The organism is Streptococcus sp. ELY_137 (genome assembly GCF_058314515.1).
On sequence record NZ_JBZFUL010000005.1, the window covers coordinates 144,074 to 161,116 of the forward strand.

Consider the following 17,043-nt stretch of genomic DNA (forward strand, 5'->3'; position numbering starts at 1 on the left):
AACATTGTACAGATCGAGAAATTTTTATCTGCGAGTCAAGGGGGACTTAGCTCTTTTTACAAATCCGGCTACTAAGGGAGGTGGAGAGAGGTCAAGCTACGCTATACCAACTCGTCAGGCCTTGCAAGGAATTGTTGATTCTGTTTACTATAAGCCGACTATACGAAATGTCGTAACTGAAGTTAAAGTAGTCAATCAAATTCAAACAGAGTTACATGGTGTTAGGGCATTACTTGCTAACTATGAGGCGGATTTAAGCTATGTTTCTTATCTCAGCGATGTGGAATATTTGGTTAAATTTTATTTTACCTGGAATGAAAATCGCCCTGATTTGATTAATGATCGTTTACCCAATAAGCATGAGGCTATTATGGCACGCTCAATTAAAAAGGGGGGTAGGCGTAATGTTTTTTTGGGTACGAGTGAGTGCTTAGGGTTAGTCGATGAAGTTAGCCAAGAAGAATACGAACATGCAGAAACATACTATGCTAATCAAACGATTGATTTTGGTATCATGTTCCACTCATTTGCTTATCCGACGGACAAAACGCAGCCATTACGTTCTTACTTTGCCAAGATAGTTATGGAAGACGGTATAATACGTTTCAAAGAACAAGAAGACTGCGAGATTGTGAACACACTGTCTAGTTACGCATTTAAGGCAGCAGGACAAGTCAAACCAGTTGATGAAGAATTCACTCTTTATCAAGCGGATAAAGCTAGGGAAGAAGGAGGGCGCTGATAAACTTTTTAACCTCACTGTGGCAGACCTATGAATCGGCAGAAACGGATGGGTGGGTTGATAATACTCAAAAGTCTAGAACAATTCTTTTACCGATTTATCACGATAGCAAGCGCTCAAATGGGAAAAATATTATTTCTGTTCAATTAAATAAAACAGGACAACTGATGAAGGCAACCATATTGGCTGATGGAGATGTGATTATCTTTCCGGTTACCTTTAAATCTGTAGCTAGATCTAGTAATACAGATCCACATCCATTAGTTGATGAAATGAAATATCTAACTCCCACTATAAATCAATTGTATAATGATAAGTATAATTCTCAACTAGCCAATTGGATTGAATTTACAGATAATCCGGAAATAAAACGATTTCTAAAAACTATTCAATCTTATTTGAGTAAAGAAAATTTCGAGGATGAGATTTTTAAGTCTATTTATGGAAAAAACTATGAACGAGAGGGTTTGAAGGTTAAAATTGGTAAGAAATCAATAGACTTCAAAAATTGTTATATTGAATTTCGAATAGCTGATTCTATTAGTTCAAAGACAGTTTCTGTAACGAATTATTTGGAATTGCATCAAGATTATATCCGATATGTCAATGCCTACCATGAGAAAAATATAATATGTAACATCAGTGGAGAGAAGAGCGCTCCTTTAAGCACTTCTGACCATCGTTATTTTATTAGTAATTTAAAGCTTATTTCAGGGAGTGATAGTACAGCGAAAGAGAACTATTTGGGACGTTTCACAAATCCAAATGATGTTATAAGAATAGGATATGATACTTCAGAGAAAATTCATCTTATGGCTAAATTCCTCTTGGAAAACGATGATACTCATACGAGTCTAGGAACAGGTCAGCATCTCATCAACTGGTTTAGCGATGATTTAACTAATCAAAGCCAGCTAAAACTGACCGAACCTCAGGAGGTGGCTGGTGTTTTTGATGAAGATTGGGATATTTCTTTTGATGAAGATAATCTAGAAAATCGTCTAAAGTTTATAGTCGGTCAAACAAACAGAAGTATTAACCAGTCATTTATTCATGGGCCAAAACAGTTTAGTGACGCGTCAACTTATTATGTTGCCATTATAAAACAAAAGTCAAAAGGGCGTGTTGCTCTTGAATACTTTCGTCATTTACAGGGTTCAGACCTTTTGAAAAATCTTGATAAATGGCAGAGCCAGTATTCTTGGGAAGTCAGAAAAAAAGATGGTATTGATTTCCAAAAAATACCAAGTTTTAATGAGGTTATTTTGGCCGCCTATGGTGTTGAGCGTGAAGAGCGCAAGGGCCAGAAACGTGAGATAGTCTTGAAATTAGATAATGATAGCTTCAAAAGTGATTTATACCAACAGTTGGTGACAGCATTGATTGATGGAAAACAAATCCCTAGTAGTATTGTCAAGAAGTTAGAAAACAACATCAAACAGCGTCGAAGGTATCCGAACCAATGGTATCAAGTACAAAACGTTAGCTTAGCGATTTTACATAAACAATATGGAAAGGAATTTACACCAATGTTAGACCATCAAGAAACAGATCGTTCTTATCTATTTGGACGTCTACTTGCCATTTATGAGTTGATTGAAGAACTATATAACAAATCTAAAGATCCCGATAAAGAGAATCGGAATCAGAGAATTACTAATGCTGAACGTTATTGGTCCGCATATACTACCCAACCTGCAACGCTAATGACAGTTTTAGATAGTAAAGTTCGCTATTGTATTAACTATTTACAGGTTAATGAAATAGGTTATTGGAGAAAATTGGAGAATGAACTAAAGGAAATTATTCAACTCTTATCGTCTATTATGGAGGATAAAAGTATCAATCAACCGTTGGATTATAAATTTATCTTTGGCTACTATGCTGAAAAACAATTTTATTACACTAAACAAACTAAAGAAAACGAGGAATAAGATATGCTAGAACACAAAATTGATTTTATGGTGACCGTTGAAGTGAGAGACGCCAATGTAAATGGAGATCCCTTGTCAGGGAATATGCCAAGAACAGATGCTAAAGGTCATGGCTTGATGAGTGATGTTTCAATTAAACGTAAAATCAGAAATCGTATGCAAGACATGGGACATGAAATCTTTGTCCAATCTAGGGATAGGGTTGATGATAACATGTATTCACTGAAAGCTCGCTTAGAAAATAAGGAATACTTTGAAAAAGTCAAGAAAGATATTTCAGTAGAAAATTTTTTAGACAAAATTAATAAAGAGTGGTTAGATGTGCGTAGCTTTGGTCAAGTATTTGCATTCAAAGGCTATTCTGCTGCAAATGTTCGAGGACCTGTATCTATTTCTTGGGCGAAAAGTTTAGAAACGGTTGTATCTCAAAGTGTGCAAATAACCAAGAGTACAAATAGTGAATTGGATAGCAAAACTGAGTTAGAATCTAGCACTATGGGAACGAAACATTTTGTGGATTATGGAGTCTATGTGATTAAAGGATCAATTAATGCTTATTTTGCTGAAAAAACCGGATTTTCTGATGAAGATGCTGAGGTGATTAAAGAAGCGCTCGTTAGTCTTTTTGAAAACGATGCATCATCGGCTCGTCCTGAAGGGTCAATGCGTGTGCGTGATGTTTTTTGGTTTACGCATAGCAGTAAGCTGGGGAATGTATCTAGTGCGCGTGTCTTTGACTTGTTAGAATTCGATAAAGAAAAACAGGACAAAGATAGTTATGAAGACTATGGTATCCATCTCAACCAAGAAAAACTGGCAGACTATGAAGCTAAAGGATTGAAAGTTGATATCTTAGAAGGACTTTAATATGGTCTATTCAGAAAATGATTATCTGATGTTATCGGGGATTCAGCACTTCCAATTTTGTAAAAGGCAATGGGGATTGATCCATATTGAGCAGCAATGGGCTGATAATGAAGCAACAGCCCATGGGCAGATTTTGCACCAAAAGGCAGATAATCCCTATATTAAGGAAAAACGAAATGATGTTATCACTTCACGAGCTATGCATGTCTCATCAAAAATGCTTGGTCTTTATGGCATTCTTGATGTTGTGGAATTTCATAAAAATGATGATGGTGTTGTTCTGAATGGTAAACGAGGAAAGTGGCTACCCTGTGTTGTTGAATATAAACGAGGGAAACCTAAAAGAGATACTCGCGATATTGTCCAGCTGGTAGCGCAGACTATTTGCCTTGAGGAAACTTTTGGGTGTCAGATTGAGACTGGCTGTCTTTATTACCATAGCGTGAATCAAAAGAAGATAATTGAAATCACTGAAGAATTGCGCCAAAAAGTTTTTGATTTAGCTGAACAAATGCATTATTATTATGATAATAAAATCATAGATAAGGCAGAGTATTTTAAAAATTGCCCTTTGTGTTCTTTAGTGGATATTTGTAAACCACGTCTAAGTAAGAAGTCTCGCAATGTGGATAATTACATTAAACAGTCTTTAGCAAGTGAGGATAGTTTATGAAAAAATTGCTAAATACTTTATATCTCACACAGGATAACTTTTATTTAACGCGTGAGCGGGATAATATTGTTGTCAAACAGGAGGGAAAGGTTGTTAGTCGTTTTCCTTATCGGATTATTGACGGTATTGTTTGTTTTTCATACCTAGGCGCCTCACCATCTTTGATTGAACTTTGTGCAAAAAATCAAATTAACCTTTCTTTTCATACTCCTCAAGGTCATTTTTGCGGTCGTTTTGTAGGTCCGACCAATGGCAATGTTTTGCTCAGGCGTGAGCATTATCGCTTAGCGGATCATGATCTTTCGACGGAATACGCTAAGCGCTTCATCTTGGCAAAGGTATCTAATTCCAGAAAATATTTACTTCGTTTTAAGCGTGATCATCGTGATAAGATTGACACTCAATTATTTGAAGATATCAATACAGAATTGACTTGGGCTTTGGAGCAAATTCAATCTGCACCCGACAAGGAAACTTTGTTGGGAATTGAAGGCCAGGCAGCCAATCAGTACTTCAGGGCATTCAATGAATTAATTCTAACGGATAAAGAAACTTTTAAATTTAACGGTCGGACACGAAGGCCACCACAGGATTGCGTCAATGCTCTGATGTCATTTGGATATAGTTTGCTGACTTACGAATGCCAATCGGCTTTAGAAGCGGTTGGATTGGATAGTTATGTTGGATTTTACCATACAGATAGGCCGGGTCGTGCCAGTCTAGCTCTGGACTTGGTGGAAGAATTTCGTTCTTATATTGTTGATAGATTTGTTTTTTCGCTGATAAACAAAGGGCAATTAAATAAAAAGCATTTGGACATCAAAGAAAATGGCAGTGTTATTCTAACAGAAAAAGGACGTGCTATTTTTATTGAAGCATGGCAGAAGCGTAAGCATACAGAAGTTGAACATCCTTTCACTAAGGAAAAAGTCAAGTTAATGCTCTTGCCTTATGTTCAAGCTCAGCTATTGACTAAAGCAATTCGTGGGGAATTGGAATCCTATCCGCCATTCTTAATTTAGGAGTCAGTTTATGATGGTTTTAGTGACTTATGATGTGAATACAGAGACTGCTGCAGGCAGGAAACGTCTCCGTCACGTTGCGAAGCTCTGTGTCGATTATGGTCAGCGCGTGCAGCATTCAGTCTTTGAATGTTCTGTGACACCGGCTGAATTTGTCGAAATAAAAAATAAACTGTTGACAATCATTGACCAAGAATCAGATAGTATACGATTTTATCTTCTTGGCAAAAATTGGCAAAATCGTGTAGAAACTCTTGGTAGAAACGACAGTTATGACCCTGATGCGGGGATATTACTTTTATAAAATCTTGAGTGCGAACCTAGGTTGCACATCAAAACCTAGGACACTCGCGCACAAAAATACAGAACTGAGTGGCAAAAAGTGTTTTTTACTGATAAAATACCATCAGTGACTAATAACATTTAGCCACAAACGGTGCAACTACGCGCCGTCGCACCCCACACGGGTGCGTGGATTGAAATCTTAATAACAAAAGTACTACTATCACGGTCAAGGTCAGTCGCACCCCACACGGGTGCGTGGATTGAAATTAAGCAGGTCGCAAGAAGTGCCGAGCATGTATTGGTCGCACCCCACACGGGTGCGTGGATTGAAATAGAATCATGATGGAGCAAGCCCCTGCAGGTATGGTCGCACCCCACACGGGTGCGTGGATTGAAATTATTACCTCTTTGTCGATTTCCTGTACAGTGCGACGTCGCACCCCACACGGGTGCGTGGATTGAAATTCTGTCTAGCTCTCTCGTTTCTTCGGCGTCGTCGACGGTCGCACCCCACACGGGTGCGTGGATTGAAATAACATCTTTGCCTCTAAATTTTCTCGCTGCCATGGTCGCACCCCACACGGGTGCGTGGATTGAAATACGTTAGCGCTGATAAGCACGGCGCCTGCAATAGGTCGCACCCCACACGGGTGCGTGGATTGAAATAGAAGGAGTTGGATCTCGTGAGACGGACGCATGATCGTCGCACCCCACACGGGTGCGTGGATTGAAATATGATCCAAAGGTGACAGTATATCCAAGTTTTTAGTCGCACCCCACACGGGTGCGTGGATTGAAATAGGAGAAGTTTAAAAAGATTGGCTCAGAGCTAGAGTCGCACCCCACACGGGTGCGTGGATTTGAATAGGTTACACTAAACTAGACAGAAATTATAAAGTGCTCTACACTAAAAGAAATCCTAAAGGAGACTATCATGTCTAGAAAAATTCGCCGTTACTTCACAGATGAGTTTAAACAACAAATCGTTGACCTTCACAATGCAGGTATGAAACGAAGCGAGATTATCAAAGAATATGAGTTGACCCCGTCTAGCTTTGACAAGTGGGTTAAACAAGCAAGAACAACTGGTTCCTTCAAAACTGTTGATAATCTGACAGATGAACAGCGTGAGTTGATGGAACTTAGAAAACGCAACAAAGAGCTTGAAATGCAGGTTGATATCCTAAAGCAAGCGGCGGTGATTATGGCACGAAAAGGGAAATAATCACCGCTAACAAGGACAAATACAGCATTTCCGATATGTGTCGTTGTTTGAACATTCCTCGCTCTAGCTATTATTACAAAGCTGTAGAGCCAGTATCTGAGGCACAACTTGAAGAAATGGTTAAGCGCATTTTTCTTGACAGTAAGTCCAGGTACGGCGCTAAGAAGATTAAGAAATGTCTGGAAGCACAAGGGATCAACTTGTCTCGCCGTCGGATTCGTCGCATCATGAAGAGACTGAATCTCGTTTCGGTTTACCAGAAGGCTGCCTTCAAGCCGTATTCTAAAGGGAAAAATGAGGCACTCATTCCAAATCATTTAGCCAGACAATTCAACCAAGAAAGACCACTGGAAACGCTTGTGACTGACTTGACTTATGTCCGCGTTGACAGTCGCTGGGCTTATGTTTGCCTCATTATTGACCTCTTCAATCGTGAAATTATTGGCCTGGCAGTTGGTTGGCACAAGACGGCAGAGCTCGTCAAAGAAGCCATTCAAAGCATTCCTTATGCGCTAAGCCAAGTCAAGCTGTTCCATTCTGATCGTGGCAAGGAGTTTGACAATGTTTTGATTGATGGGATGTTGGCGGCGTTTGACATCACTCGGTCTCTAAGTCAGGCTGGTTGTCCCTATGATAATGCCGTAGCTGAGAGCACTTATCGTTCCTTCAAACTGGAGTTTATCAACCAAGAGGCCTTCCATTCGCTAGAAGAATTAACCCTAAAAACGAAAGATTATGTCCACTGGTGGAATCATCACCGTATTCACGGTAGTCTCAACTACCAAACACCCATGACTAAAAGAGCAATCGTTTAACAAAAACACTTTATAAATTTTGTACAGAAAACTGTTGCCTTTTCGGAACTTTTTCATACTCAAAAAGTTCCATAATTCTTGCGGTGGGATTTACCCATTATAGAAATTATAGAGCCTTTATTACTTATTACTGGACTTGGTTTTATTATCCTCAAAACTCCAACAGTTAGTGTCTTTTCTTACAAAACTGTAAGAATGCAGAGCGAAATTGTAAGGTTCAGGGAGGAAATTTTCGGTAAACTAAAGATGGTTAAAGATAAGAAGTCCATTTGGCTCACTCCAACTGCATGCTGAGGGTCATTTTGGCTATCATAAATAGAAAAGAGGCTAGCAATGCTATTAGAAATTAATCATCTCAAGAAAATTTTCCGCACGCGCTTTTCCAAGGAAGAGACCCATGCGCTGCAGGATGTTGATTTTAAGATTGACAATGGCGAATTTATCGCCATTATGGGGGAGTCGGGCTCTGGCAAGACTACCCTGCTCAATATTCTGGCGACCTTAGAAAAGCCAACGGAAGGTTCAGTTATGCTCAATGGTCAGGATATTACCAAAATCAAGGAGAGCCAGCTGGCTAGTTTTCGTCTCAAGAATCTAGGATTCGTCTTTCAGGAGTTCAACCTGCTGGATACCTTGTCTGTAAGAGACAATATCTTTTTACCTCTGGTCTTGGATCGCAAGCCCTATCAGGAAATGAATCGCCGTTTAAATGAACTGGCTCCTTTACTCAGGATCCAAGACTTATTGGACAAGCGCCCTTTTGAGCTATCTGGTGGGCAAAAGCAAAGGGTAGCAGTGGCCAGAAGTCTGATGGCCAATCCGCAGGTTCTGCTGGCTGATGAACCGACCGCAGCTCTGGATTACCGCAACTCTGAAGACCTGCTCAACCTATTTGAAACCATTAATTTAGATGGTCAGACCTTACTTATGGTAACCCACTCAGCCAATGCCGCAGGTCACGCTAAACGTGTGCTCTTTATCAAAGACGGCCGAATTTTTCATCAGCTCTACCGTGGTGATAAGACCAACAAGGATTTCAGCAAGGAAATCTCGCTAACCATGTCAGCCCTGTTAGGAGGTGAGTAGGATGTTCTATCTTAAAATGGCTGTCCGTAATCTCAAAAACTCTATAAGCCAGTACGGTCCCTTCATGTTGGCCAGTCTTCTGCTCTTCTCCCTGCTTTGTTCATCATGGCTAATTTTACTCAGCCCTATGGGGAAAGGAATGAGCACTGGGGCTACCACCTTGGTCTTAGGCATTTTTGTCCTAACTATCTTTTCTCTTATCATGGAGCGCTACAGCTACAAGATCTTACTTAAGCAGCGCAGCCGTGAATTCGGACTCTACAATATATTGGGAATGAACAAGACCCAAGTCAGTTTTATAGCGACGCTGGAGCTTGGGATCATCTTCCTTGGATTAACCTTTATAGGTTCTGTTTTCAGTGCTGTCTTCTCAAAATTTCTCTATCTCATCTTTGTCAATATTATCAACTATGACAAGCTTAATTTAAAGCTGACTATCCTGCCCTTTATTCTGACGATTATTATTTTTGCAGGGATCTTTCTGGTCTTGGAGTTAACAGCCCTCTGGCATATCAGAAAGTCCTCTCCTTTAAACCTCTTCAGTAAGCAGGAGCAGGGAGAAAAAGAACCTCGAGGCAATATTATCTTGGCGGCAGCTGGGCTGCTGTCACTGGGTTGGGCTTATTATCTGGCTTTAACATCTACCAATTCTGCGGCTCTCACGGTACTGTATCGCTTCTTTATTGCCGTCTTATTGGTTATCGTTGGGACCTATCTTTTCTATATCAGCTTTATGACCTGGTATCTCAAGCACCGCCGTAAAGATAAGGACTATTATTACCAGCCCGAGCACTTTGTTACCACCTCGCAGATGATCTTTCGCATGAAGCAAAATGCGACAGGTCTAGCCAGTATTACCTTGTTGGCAGTCATGGCTCTGGTTACCATCGGCACGACAGTATCCCTCTACAGCAATACTCAAAATGTAGCCAGCGAGGTTTATCCAAAATCTGCCAAAATTACCTACTACACTAAGGATGGTGAAGGGCGGCAGCGTCTGCAGGCTGATGTCCTAGATAAGCTGGACAAATCGGATAAGGATCTTATTGACTACACCACGAGTACAATTTTTATGCCCCTAAGCACTCAAAAATCTATGCGGGTAACCGATAAGGATGTCCTAAAAGATGTTAGCCGACAGGGGTTTGTCTATATCATGACACAGGAGGATTTCCGAAAACTAGGCAATGACCTCCCCCACCTCAAAAAGAAGCAGGCAGCCTTCTTTATCCAAAAGGGTAACAGTCGGCTAAAAAACCTCGATTTATTAGGACGGCACTATGATATCGTCAAGAACTTTAAAGATGTCCAGATGCCAGACCTTGCTAATACCTATAATCCAGGCCTTCTGGTCGTCGCTGATCGCCAAGAGGCTAAAGCTATAGTAGCAGCTTACAAACCTTATTTATCTAAGATGACAATGCTCAGTGAAACGTATACGGCCTACTTGGATCTGTCTGATAAGGAAATAAAAAAAGTTGCACCAAATGGTATTGCTATCGGCCAGAGTAAAGATGCGGGCCGTCTGGACACACGCCAGACTTATCTGGAAGAAGGCTACCAAATTTTCGGCGGTTTGCTCTTCACAGGTGTCCTTTTAGGCAGCAGCTTTATTTTAGGATTGGCTCTGATTATCTATTACAAACAGTATTCTGAAGGGCATGAAGACAAGAAGTCCTATCGTATCTTGCAAGAAGTCGGTATGAGTGAAGGGCAGGTAAAAAAGACCATCAATTCACAAATTATCCTCGTCTTCTTTATGCCTTTAGCCTTTGCTGCCTTGCACTTTGTGATGGCTATTCCCATGCTCAAGCAGCTGCTTCTAGCTTTCGGTGTAACCAGCTCCAATCTGGTCTACCTTGTCAGCCTTATAACGGTTGCGCTTATCGCCTTGATTTACTTTATCATTTATCGCCTGACCAGCCGCACCTATTATCGTCTGATTGAACGCTGAAGAGCAAGAGGTTATTAAGATTAAAATTTCAAGAACCTAGATCGATCTTTTCGTCTCAGGTTCTTTTATGTTAAAATAAACTGAATGCACTTGTAATCCTGCGAAAAAAATCCGCCTTCCTATAAACTCAGCCCTTCTTCGTCGAACGTATTAGTTTTGGGAGGGCCAAAGAACTTTGTATTCCGTGAAAAAGCTAGTATGACAAATGTTATAGCCTTTACATACTCATCTTTCAGAAAGGAAATTTATGACTCAGCCGCAAGAGAAAATCTATCTGGTTGAAGATGATCAGACCATTGTCTCGCTGCTTAGCCAGCACCTGTCCGATCGCTATCAGGTAGCCAGTGTCCGCAATTTTCGTGATGTCCGCCGGGAAGCTGAAGATTTTAAACCGGATCTTATCTTAATGGATATTACATTGCCTTATTTCAATGGCTTTTATTGGACAACAGAGATTCGCAAGTCTATGACTGTTCCTATTATTTTTATATCATCCAGTGATGATGAGATGGACATGGTTATGGCGCTCAATATGGGCGGTGACGACTTTATTGCTAAACCTTTCTCACTGCCTCTTTTGGATGCCAAAATTTCCGCCTTCCTGCGCCGGGCTCAGCAATTTACAGCTGATGTTCTGCATATAGGCAATTTTAGCCTGACACGTGACGGTCTTTTGTCTAATGGTGACAGGCAGGTTACCTTATCACCGACAGAAAATAAGATCTTAGCAATTTTACTGTCTCACAAAGATCAGGTGGTCTCCAAGGAAGAACTGCTGGAAAAGCTCTGGGAAAACGAGAGCTTTATTGATCAGAATACCTTGAGTGTTAATATGACCCGCTTGCGCAAGAAGATAAGTCCTTTGGATTTTAATCATATCCATACGGTGAGAGGGGTAGGGTATTTACTCAAATGATTAGGAAGTTCATCAAAGAATACGGCCTCTGGTATCTGATTTATGGACTTACGGCTGGTTTGTTCTACCTGACCTTTTGGCTCTATCATTTGCCTTTGGAGTATTTTATCAATAGTCTAGCTTTAAATATCGTTATTTTGTTAGGGTTTAGCCTCTGGCTTTATGCCCGTTTTTATAGTAAGCTAAAACAACTAAATAATACTACAATTAATTTTGAGCCGGCGGATTTTAAAAGATGGCAGTCTCCTAGTGATCGAGCCTATCAGGCGATTATCGCTGATTTAAAGGCCAAAGAGGCTGAGCTCCTATTGGAGGCGGTGCAAGATCGCGACCGTTTGGAAGCTATGATAAAAATGTGGTCCCACCAGATGAAAGTTCCTATTTCTGCCTTATCACTCATGGCTCAAACCCAGCAGCTGGATAAAAATGAGGTCGAGCAGCAGCTTCAACGGCTGCAGAACTATCTCAATACCTTGCTGGCCTACCTTAAATTCAGCCAGCATAATGATGACTTTCGCTTTGAGCTTATCTCGGTGCGTGAGTTGGCTGTCGACCTTATCAAGACCTATCGCACTCTCTGCCTTGCTAAAAATCTATCGGTGTCTATTGATGGGGACTGGCGGGTTAAGACAGATAAAAAATGGCTGACCTTTGCTCTAGCCCAGATACTGGACAATGCTATTAAATACTCTCATGAAAATAGCCAAATCAGCCTTACAATGACCGACCAAGGCGTGACCGTCAGCGACCAAGGTATGGGCATTCTCCCAGAGGATCTGCCTAGACTTTTTGAAGAAGGCTTTACGGGTTACAATGGTCATGAGCACCAGAAGGCCACTGGATTTGGTCTTTACATGACCAAACAGATATTGGACAGCCTAGGACTGACTATTGCCATCAGCAGCCAAGTCGGCCAAGGCACCAGTGTCCGAATTACAAAAGCATAATCTTTATCACAAAAACCAAGGCCGCGCTTGCTCGTTATTCAATCGCGGTTTTTATATGACTTAGAGAATAAAGAGAGTGGGACAGGAACCAATAATTCGTGATAAAATCACGATTTTGATTTTCCTCGCTCTCTTATCTTAAGGCTTAGGCCTCTGCCACTTTCCTGTTTTTAGGTGGCAGTCTATCCCCAGACTGCCAAACTCCATCGGAGTATTTTGACACTTGCCTTGCAAGCTTTATTTCTTTTTAACCCACCTCCACATAGCTCCAAAGGTCCCCCGGACCTTTGGAGCTTGGAGATAAGATGAACTAGCGTTCATAGAATTGGATGTCAATCACTGCGCCTAGCAAATAAAATTGACCAAATAATAAGGTTGAGAACTTTTGTCTCAACCTCTTTGAATTTATTTCATCGTAGGGAACAACAATACGTCGCGGATGGTAGTTGTATCTGTTAAGAGCATAACTAAACGGTCAACACCGATGCCCAGTCCGCCTGTTGGCGGCATACCGTATTCAAGTGCTTCGATATAATCATAGTCGATGCCAGTAGCCTCATCATCACCAAGTTCTTTGGCAGCTGCCTGAGCCTTGAAACGTTCTAACTGATCAATTGGATCATTTAACTCGGTAAAGGCATTGCCGTATTCATTGGCCATGATAAAGAGTTCAAAACGATCAGTGAAGCGCGGATCATCTGCATTTTTCTTAGCCAGAGGAGAGACTTCAACTGGATGTCCGTAGACAAAGGTTGGCTGAATAAGTGTTTCTTCAACAAATTCTTCAAAAAAGGCATTGATAATATGTCCGACAGATGTAAAGTGTCTTTCTAGTGGAACATTTTTTTCTCGTGCCAAGTCTTGAACTTCTTCCAAAGTCATTTCCTGCCAGAAATCAACTCCTGTTACTTCCTTGATAGCGTCAATCATATGTACGCGTTTGAAGGGCTTGTTGATTTTGATTTCAGTACCTTGGTAGACAACAGAAGCGTCTCCCTTAACAGCTTTAGCAGCATGCTGGATAATCCCCTCAGTCAAGTCCATGATATCATTGAAATCTGCATAGGCCTGATAGACTTCAATGGAGGTAAATTCAGGATTATGGGTAGCATCCATTCCTTCGTTGCGGAAGATTCGGCCAATTTCATAAACACGCTCCATACCACCGACAATCAGGCGTTTGAGGTGGAGTTCGGTTGCAATCCGCAGTACCATGTCCATATCCTGAGCGTTGTGGTGGGTAATAAATGGCTTAGCCGCCGCCCCTCCAGCCTCGTTGTGAAGAACAGGTGTTTCAACTTCCAAGAAGTCAAGACTGTCCAGATAACGGCGAATTTCAGAAATGATTTGTGAGCGAGTGACAAAGCGTTCGAAGCTGTTACGATTGGTAATCAGATCCAAGTAGCGCTTGCGGTACTTGGTTTCCACATCTGTTAGACCGTGGAATTTTTCAGGCAGGGGACGCAGAGCCTTGGACAGATGCGTAATATGAGTTGCCTTGATAGAAAGTTCTCCCATATCGGTTCGCATGACTTCACCCTCAACGCCCAAGAAGTCGCCAATATCCGCCTTTTTGAAAATTTGGTAGTTTTCATCACCAACGGCATCCTTACGGACATAGATTTGAATTTGCCCTTCCCGATCTTGCAGGTGGGCGAAGCCGACTTTACCTTTACCACGTTTGGTCATGAGGCGGCCAGCAATAGTAGCGGTTTCGTTAAGCTCATGCAACTCTTCTTTAGATTTGCTATCATATTTTGTTTTTAGCTGGGCAGAGTTCGCCGTCCTATCGAAACGCCTTCCAAAAGGATCGACTCCCTGTTCGGCCAACGCCGCCATCTTTTCTCGGCGAACAAGCTCTTGGTCATTTAAATCTTCATGATGTTGCTGTGACATGTTTTTCCTCCAGAAGTTACTCCACAATATTTTATCATAATTTTTCGCTTAATAGTAGAGACTTGGTCATTTTTAAGCCTTGCGCACAGCAGGTGGCAATCAGTATTTGCCCTTATTTTTCTTTGGAGTGCTTAACGGCTTTGTATCTTGATAAAAAGAAGTTAGCTGATTTGTGATGGTTTAGGGTAAAAACATGAAGCAGCCTGATTGCTTGATTATGAACAGATTTCTGTCAGTTTTTTCGTCCACTGGCGGGATGGCAGTAGGATTAGCAGTGATGAGATGATTATGGGTGGTTATGAGTACTGGTATGGCAATAGAATTAGCGTTCATCGCTGCATTTTTTATGATTAATGCTTCCGATAATTCTGAAGTTCTCTGCTCCCAAGATACCAACAGGAACTGTTATGCTATTAAAGAGACTGAAAATCAAGACCTAAAGACTGATTTTAGTAATATTGTGACTGATAATTAGCGTTTGTCAATCTTTAAAAAAGGTAGTATAATTTTGAAGAATAAAATTCGAAAGGTCTGTCATGATTACTTCTATTGTTTTTGATGTTGATGATACTATTTATGACCAGCAAGCTCCCTATCGTTTAGCTATGGAGCAGTGCTTTCCAGACTTTGACATGAGCCAAATAAACCAAGCTTATATCAAGTTCCGTCATTATTCTGACATCGGTTTTCCTCGTGTCATGGCTGGCGAATGGACAACAGAGTATTTCCGTTTTTGGCGCTGCAAGGAAACCCTCTTAGAATTTGGCTACCGCGAGATAGATGAAACGGCAGGCAGCCGCTTCCAAGAAGTGTATGAGCACGAATTAGAAAATATTACCATGCTGGACGAAATGCGGATGACTCTCGATTTTCTAAAAGAAAAAGGGGTAACCATGGGAGTCATTACCAATGGGCCAACTGAGCATCAGCTAAAAAAAGTACGCAAGCTGGGACTCTACGACTATGTCGATCCCAAGAGGGTCTTGGTCAGTCAGGCGACAGGTTTCCAAAAGCCAGATAAAGAAATTTTTAATCTGGCGGCTGAACAGTTCGATATGACCCCAGCTACAACGCTTTATGTTGGAGACTCGTATGACAATGATGTTGTTGGTGCCAAAAAGAGCGGTTGGCAAGCTATGTGGTTCAATCACCGTGGCAGAAAGCTCAAGTCGGGGACCAAACCTGTTTATGATGTTGCCATTGATAATTTTGAGCAACTCTTTGGAGCAGTAAAAATCCTCTTTGATCTTCCCAACAGCAAGTTCTTCTTTGATGCCAATGATAAGGAAAATCCCGTCCTTAAAATGGGGATTGAAAACGGCCTGATGATGGCAGCCGAGCGCTTGTTAGAGAGTAATATGAGTGTGGATAAGGTTGTTATCCTCTTACGCCTAAGCAAACAGCAAGAGCGAGTCTTACGAATGAAGTATGCGACACGCTGATAAGGATACCTTTAAATAAATTTCTTATACTTAAACTTCCTCTGCTAAATCATGGAGTTCACTAAAAAGTTGATGATCTTAAAATATTCAATAATAATAATCTATAAATGATAAAAGTTATACAAAAAAACGAATAATATGCCCTTTTTGCTTTAAAAAGCGGTAAATTATTCGTTTTTTATATTTTAGACCTTATCTAATCCATTATTTATGATGAGCCCTTAAAATCTTTTGGAAGATGTCAAAATAGATTTTCTTTTGCTCATCGTTTAGCTTTTCAAATTCTAATTCAAGTTTTCTAGAAAAATGTGTTCGTGACCTTTCATCTTCAATTTCACTAAAAAATTCAGAAGGCAGGAGGTTAAGTCCCTTTAAAATTTTTTCTAAGGTATTGATTTTAATGTTAGAACGCTCACCACGTTCTATTTTGGCAAAAGAAGAAACGTCTAATTCGGAATATTCGGCTAGTTCCTCTTGAGTCATCCCCAAATCGTTTCGAATTTGAGAAATTTTCCTTGCAATCTTTTGATCTAAATCCATTTACTTATCTCCCAAAATACTATTAGTAGGATATAGATTAAAAAGCATATTTAACAGTCTATAAAAGGATAGATCGACTGGACAAAATATGAATAAGTGTTAAAATATTGACAATAGTTTATGAATAGAAGTATTTCTTATCACTTTTTAAATAAGCTATTTATAGAAAAAATTGTTAGAATAAGGTTAATTTATGGAAATTAAAAGTAGTTTATCTGCCGCTCAATTGCATGCCAGTCAGTTTTCATCCAAGGGAGGTGCGCTGGGTGGTTTGGGTGAAGTAGCCAAGGATGACGCCACGACTGTGGCCGGCAATACTAAGGCGCATGAAGCGCTGGAGACGGTTAAATCAGCCCGAGAAGCGATCTCTGAACTGCTGAGTCATGCTTCTTCAAATATTCACAGTGTTGCCAGTGAATTTGAGACTGTTGATGCCCATCAGGCTCAGGCTATTCGTTCAATTTTGTGAGGGATCAGCCATGTTTCAGTTCTTTAGACAATTATTCAGACGCTCAAGCACTGGTGCTAATGGACAGTATCAGCCATTTAAAGATTATCCGCTGCCCCAACACATACCTGACCAGTTTAGGGAGATGGCTTCTCAATCCCTGACAGGCTCTGCTCAGCCGTCCGTTCAATCGGTCAATCCTGCTAGTGTTCAGGTCCTACCAACTGCAACGTCGTCTCAGCCAGCAGCCC

Annotated in this window: 16 protein-coding genes, 1 pseudogene and 1 CRISPR repeat array; of the genes and pseudogenes, 15 read left to right on the forward strand and 2 right to left on the reverse strand. The window is 40.8% G+C overall.

Translation table 11 applies throughout. The annotated features are described in order from the left end of the window. Positions 1-4 precede the first annotated feature (4 nt). The 11 genes from cas5c to AC4HAO_RS05770 all read left to right on the forward strand — a co-directional run bounded on the left by cas5c (position 5) and on the right by AC4HAO_RS05770 (position 12,466). The gene (gene cas5c / locus AC4HAO_RS05720) at positions 5-742 is read left to right on the forward strand and encodes a type I-C CRISPR-associated protein Cas5c (RefSeq protein WP_491092536.1); all 738 of its coding nucleotides are present in this window, start codon (positions 5-7) and stop codon (positions 740-742) included. Then, positions 742-2,676, forward strand: a complete 1,935-nt coding sequence (cas8c, locus tag AC4HAO_RS05725) for a type I-C CRISPR-associated protein Cas8c/Csd1 (protein ID WP_491092535.1) — start codon at positions 742-744, stop codon at positions 2,674-2,676. Before cas5c ends, cas8c begins: the two co-directional genes overlap by 1 nt. A gap of 3 nt (positions 2,677-2,679) precedes the next feature. Continuing rightward, positions 2,680-3,543 carry a type I-C CRISPR-associated protein Cas7/Csd2 gene (gene cas7c, locus AC4HAO_RS05730; protein ID WP_491092534.1) on the forward strand — a complete coding sequence of 288 codons (864 nt, stop codon included), beginning with the start codon at positions 2,680-2,682 and terminating at the stop codon, positions 3,541-3,543. 1 nt (position 3,544) lies between these two features. After that, positions 3,545-4,216 carry a CRISPR-associated protein Cas4 gene (gene cas4 / locus AC4HAO_RS05735; protein ID WP_491092533.1) on the forward strand — a complete coding sequence of 224 codons (672 nt, stop codon included), beginning with the start codon at positions 3,545-3,547 and terminating at the stop codon, positions 4,214-4,216. Next, entirely contained in the window at positions 4,213-5,238 is a 1,026-nt protein-coding gene (gene cas1c / locus AC4HAO_RS05740) for a type I-C CRISPR-associated endonuclease Cas1c (RefSeq protein ID WP_491092532.1), read from the forward strand. Before cas4 ends, cas1c begins: the two co-directional genes overlap by 4 nt. A gap of 10 nt (positions 5,239-5,248) precedes the next feature. Beyond that, on the forward strand, positions 5,249-5,542 hold the full coding sequence (gene cas2 / locus AC4HAO_RS05745; RefSeq protein ID WP_165209893.1) for a CRISPR-associated endonuclease Cas2: 294 nt from the start codon (positions 5,249-5,251) through the stop codon (positions 5,540-5,542). 147 nt (positions 5,543-5,689) lie between these two features. Further along, a CRISPR array of direct repeats spans positions 5,690-6,389; the repeat unit is 32 nt; unit sequence GTCGCACCCCACACGGGTGCGTGGATTGAAAT. A gap of 68 nt (positions 6,390-6,457) precedes the next feature. Next, positions 6,458-7,563, forward strand: a protein-coding gene (locus AC4HAO_RS05750; protein ID WP_491134851.1) for an IS3 family transposase whose coding sequence is annotated in 2 segments (ribosomal slippage) — positions 6,458-6,734 and positions 6,734-7,563 — 1,107 coding nt in all. Because the reading frame shifts where the segments join, the coding sequence is not laid out codon by codon here. Positions 7,564-7,896: 333 nt separating this feature from the next. Further along, a complete protein-coding gene (locus AC4HAO_RS05755) occupies positions 7,897-8,649 on the forward strand; it encodes an ABC transporter ATP-binding protein (RefSeq protein WP_491093911.1) in 753 nt (250 codons plus the stop codon). A gap of 1 nt (position 8,650) precedes the next feature. Beyond that, the gene (locus tag AC4HAO_RS05760) at positions 8,651-10,603 is read left to right on the forward strand and encodes an ABC transporter permease (protein ID WP_491134852.1); all 1,953 of its coding nucleotides are present in this window, start codon (positions 8,651-8,653) and stop codon (positions 10,601-10,603) included. 247 nt (positions 10,604-10,850) lie between these two features. Continuing rightward, the gene (locus AC4HAO_RS05765) at positions 10,851-11,519 is read left to right on the forward strand and encodes a response regulator transcription factor (protein WP_491134853.1); all 669 of its coding nucleotides are present in this window, start codon (positions 10,851-10,853) and stop codon (positions 11,517-11,519) included. Beyond that, positions 11,516-12,466 carry a sensor histidine kinase gene (locus AC4HAO_RS05770; RefSeq protein WP_491134854.1) on the forward strand — a complete coding sequence of 317 codons (951 nt, stop codon included), beginning with the start codon at positions 11,516-11,518 and terminating at the stop codon, positions 12,464-12,466. Before AC4HAO_RS05765 ends, AC4HAO_RS05770 begins: the two co-directional genes overlap by 4 nt. A gap of 405 nt (positions 12,467-12,871) precedes the next feature. Here AC4HAO_RS05770 and lysS read toward each other — a convergent pair whose 3' ends face one another. Further along, on the reverse strand, positions 12,872-14,362 hold the full coding sequence (gene lysS / locus AC4HAO_RS05775; protein ID WP_491093915.1) for a lysine--tRNA ligase: 1,491 nt from the start codon (positions 14,360-14,362) through the stop codon (positions 12,872-12,874). Between the two features lie 207 nt (positions 14,363-14,569). Here lysS and AC4HAO_RS05780 point away from each other — a divergent pair, with 207 nt between their 5' ends. After that, positions 14,570-14,716, forward strand: a complete 147-nt coding sequence (locus tag AC4HAO_RS05780; RefSeq protein ID WP_491093916.1) for a hypothetical protein — start codon at positions 14,570-14,572, stop codon at positions 14,714-14,716. Between the two features lie 182 nt (positions 14,717-14,898). Continuing rightward, entirely contained in the window at positions 14,899-15,804 is a 906-nt protein-coding gene (locus tag AC4HAO_RS05785; protein WP_447451531.1) for an HAD family hydrolase, read from the forward strand. Between the two features lie 204 nt (positions 15,805-16,008). On the opposite strand, the gene AC4HAO_RS05790 is transcribed toward AC4HAO_RS05785, so the two are convergent. After that, entirely contained in the window at positions 16,009-16,344 is a 336-nt protein-coding gene (locus tag AC4HAO_RS05790) for a helix-turn-helix domain-containing protein (RefSeq protein WP_491093917.1), read from the reverse strand. 193 nt (positions 16,345-16,537) lie between these two features. Here AC4HAO_RS05790 and AC4HAO_RS05795 point away from each other — a divergent pair, with 193 nt between their 5' ends. Continuing rightward, entirely contained in the window at positions 16,538-16,813 is a 276-nt protein-coding gene (locus AC4HAO_RS05795) for a TIGR04197 family type VII secretion effector (protein WP_491134855.1), read from the forward strand. A gap of 10 nt (positions 16,814-16,823) precedes the next feature. Next, positions 16,824-17,043: pseudogene (locus AC4HAO_RS05800) on the forward strand (hypothetical protein); the annotation flags it as partial.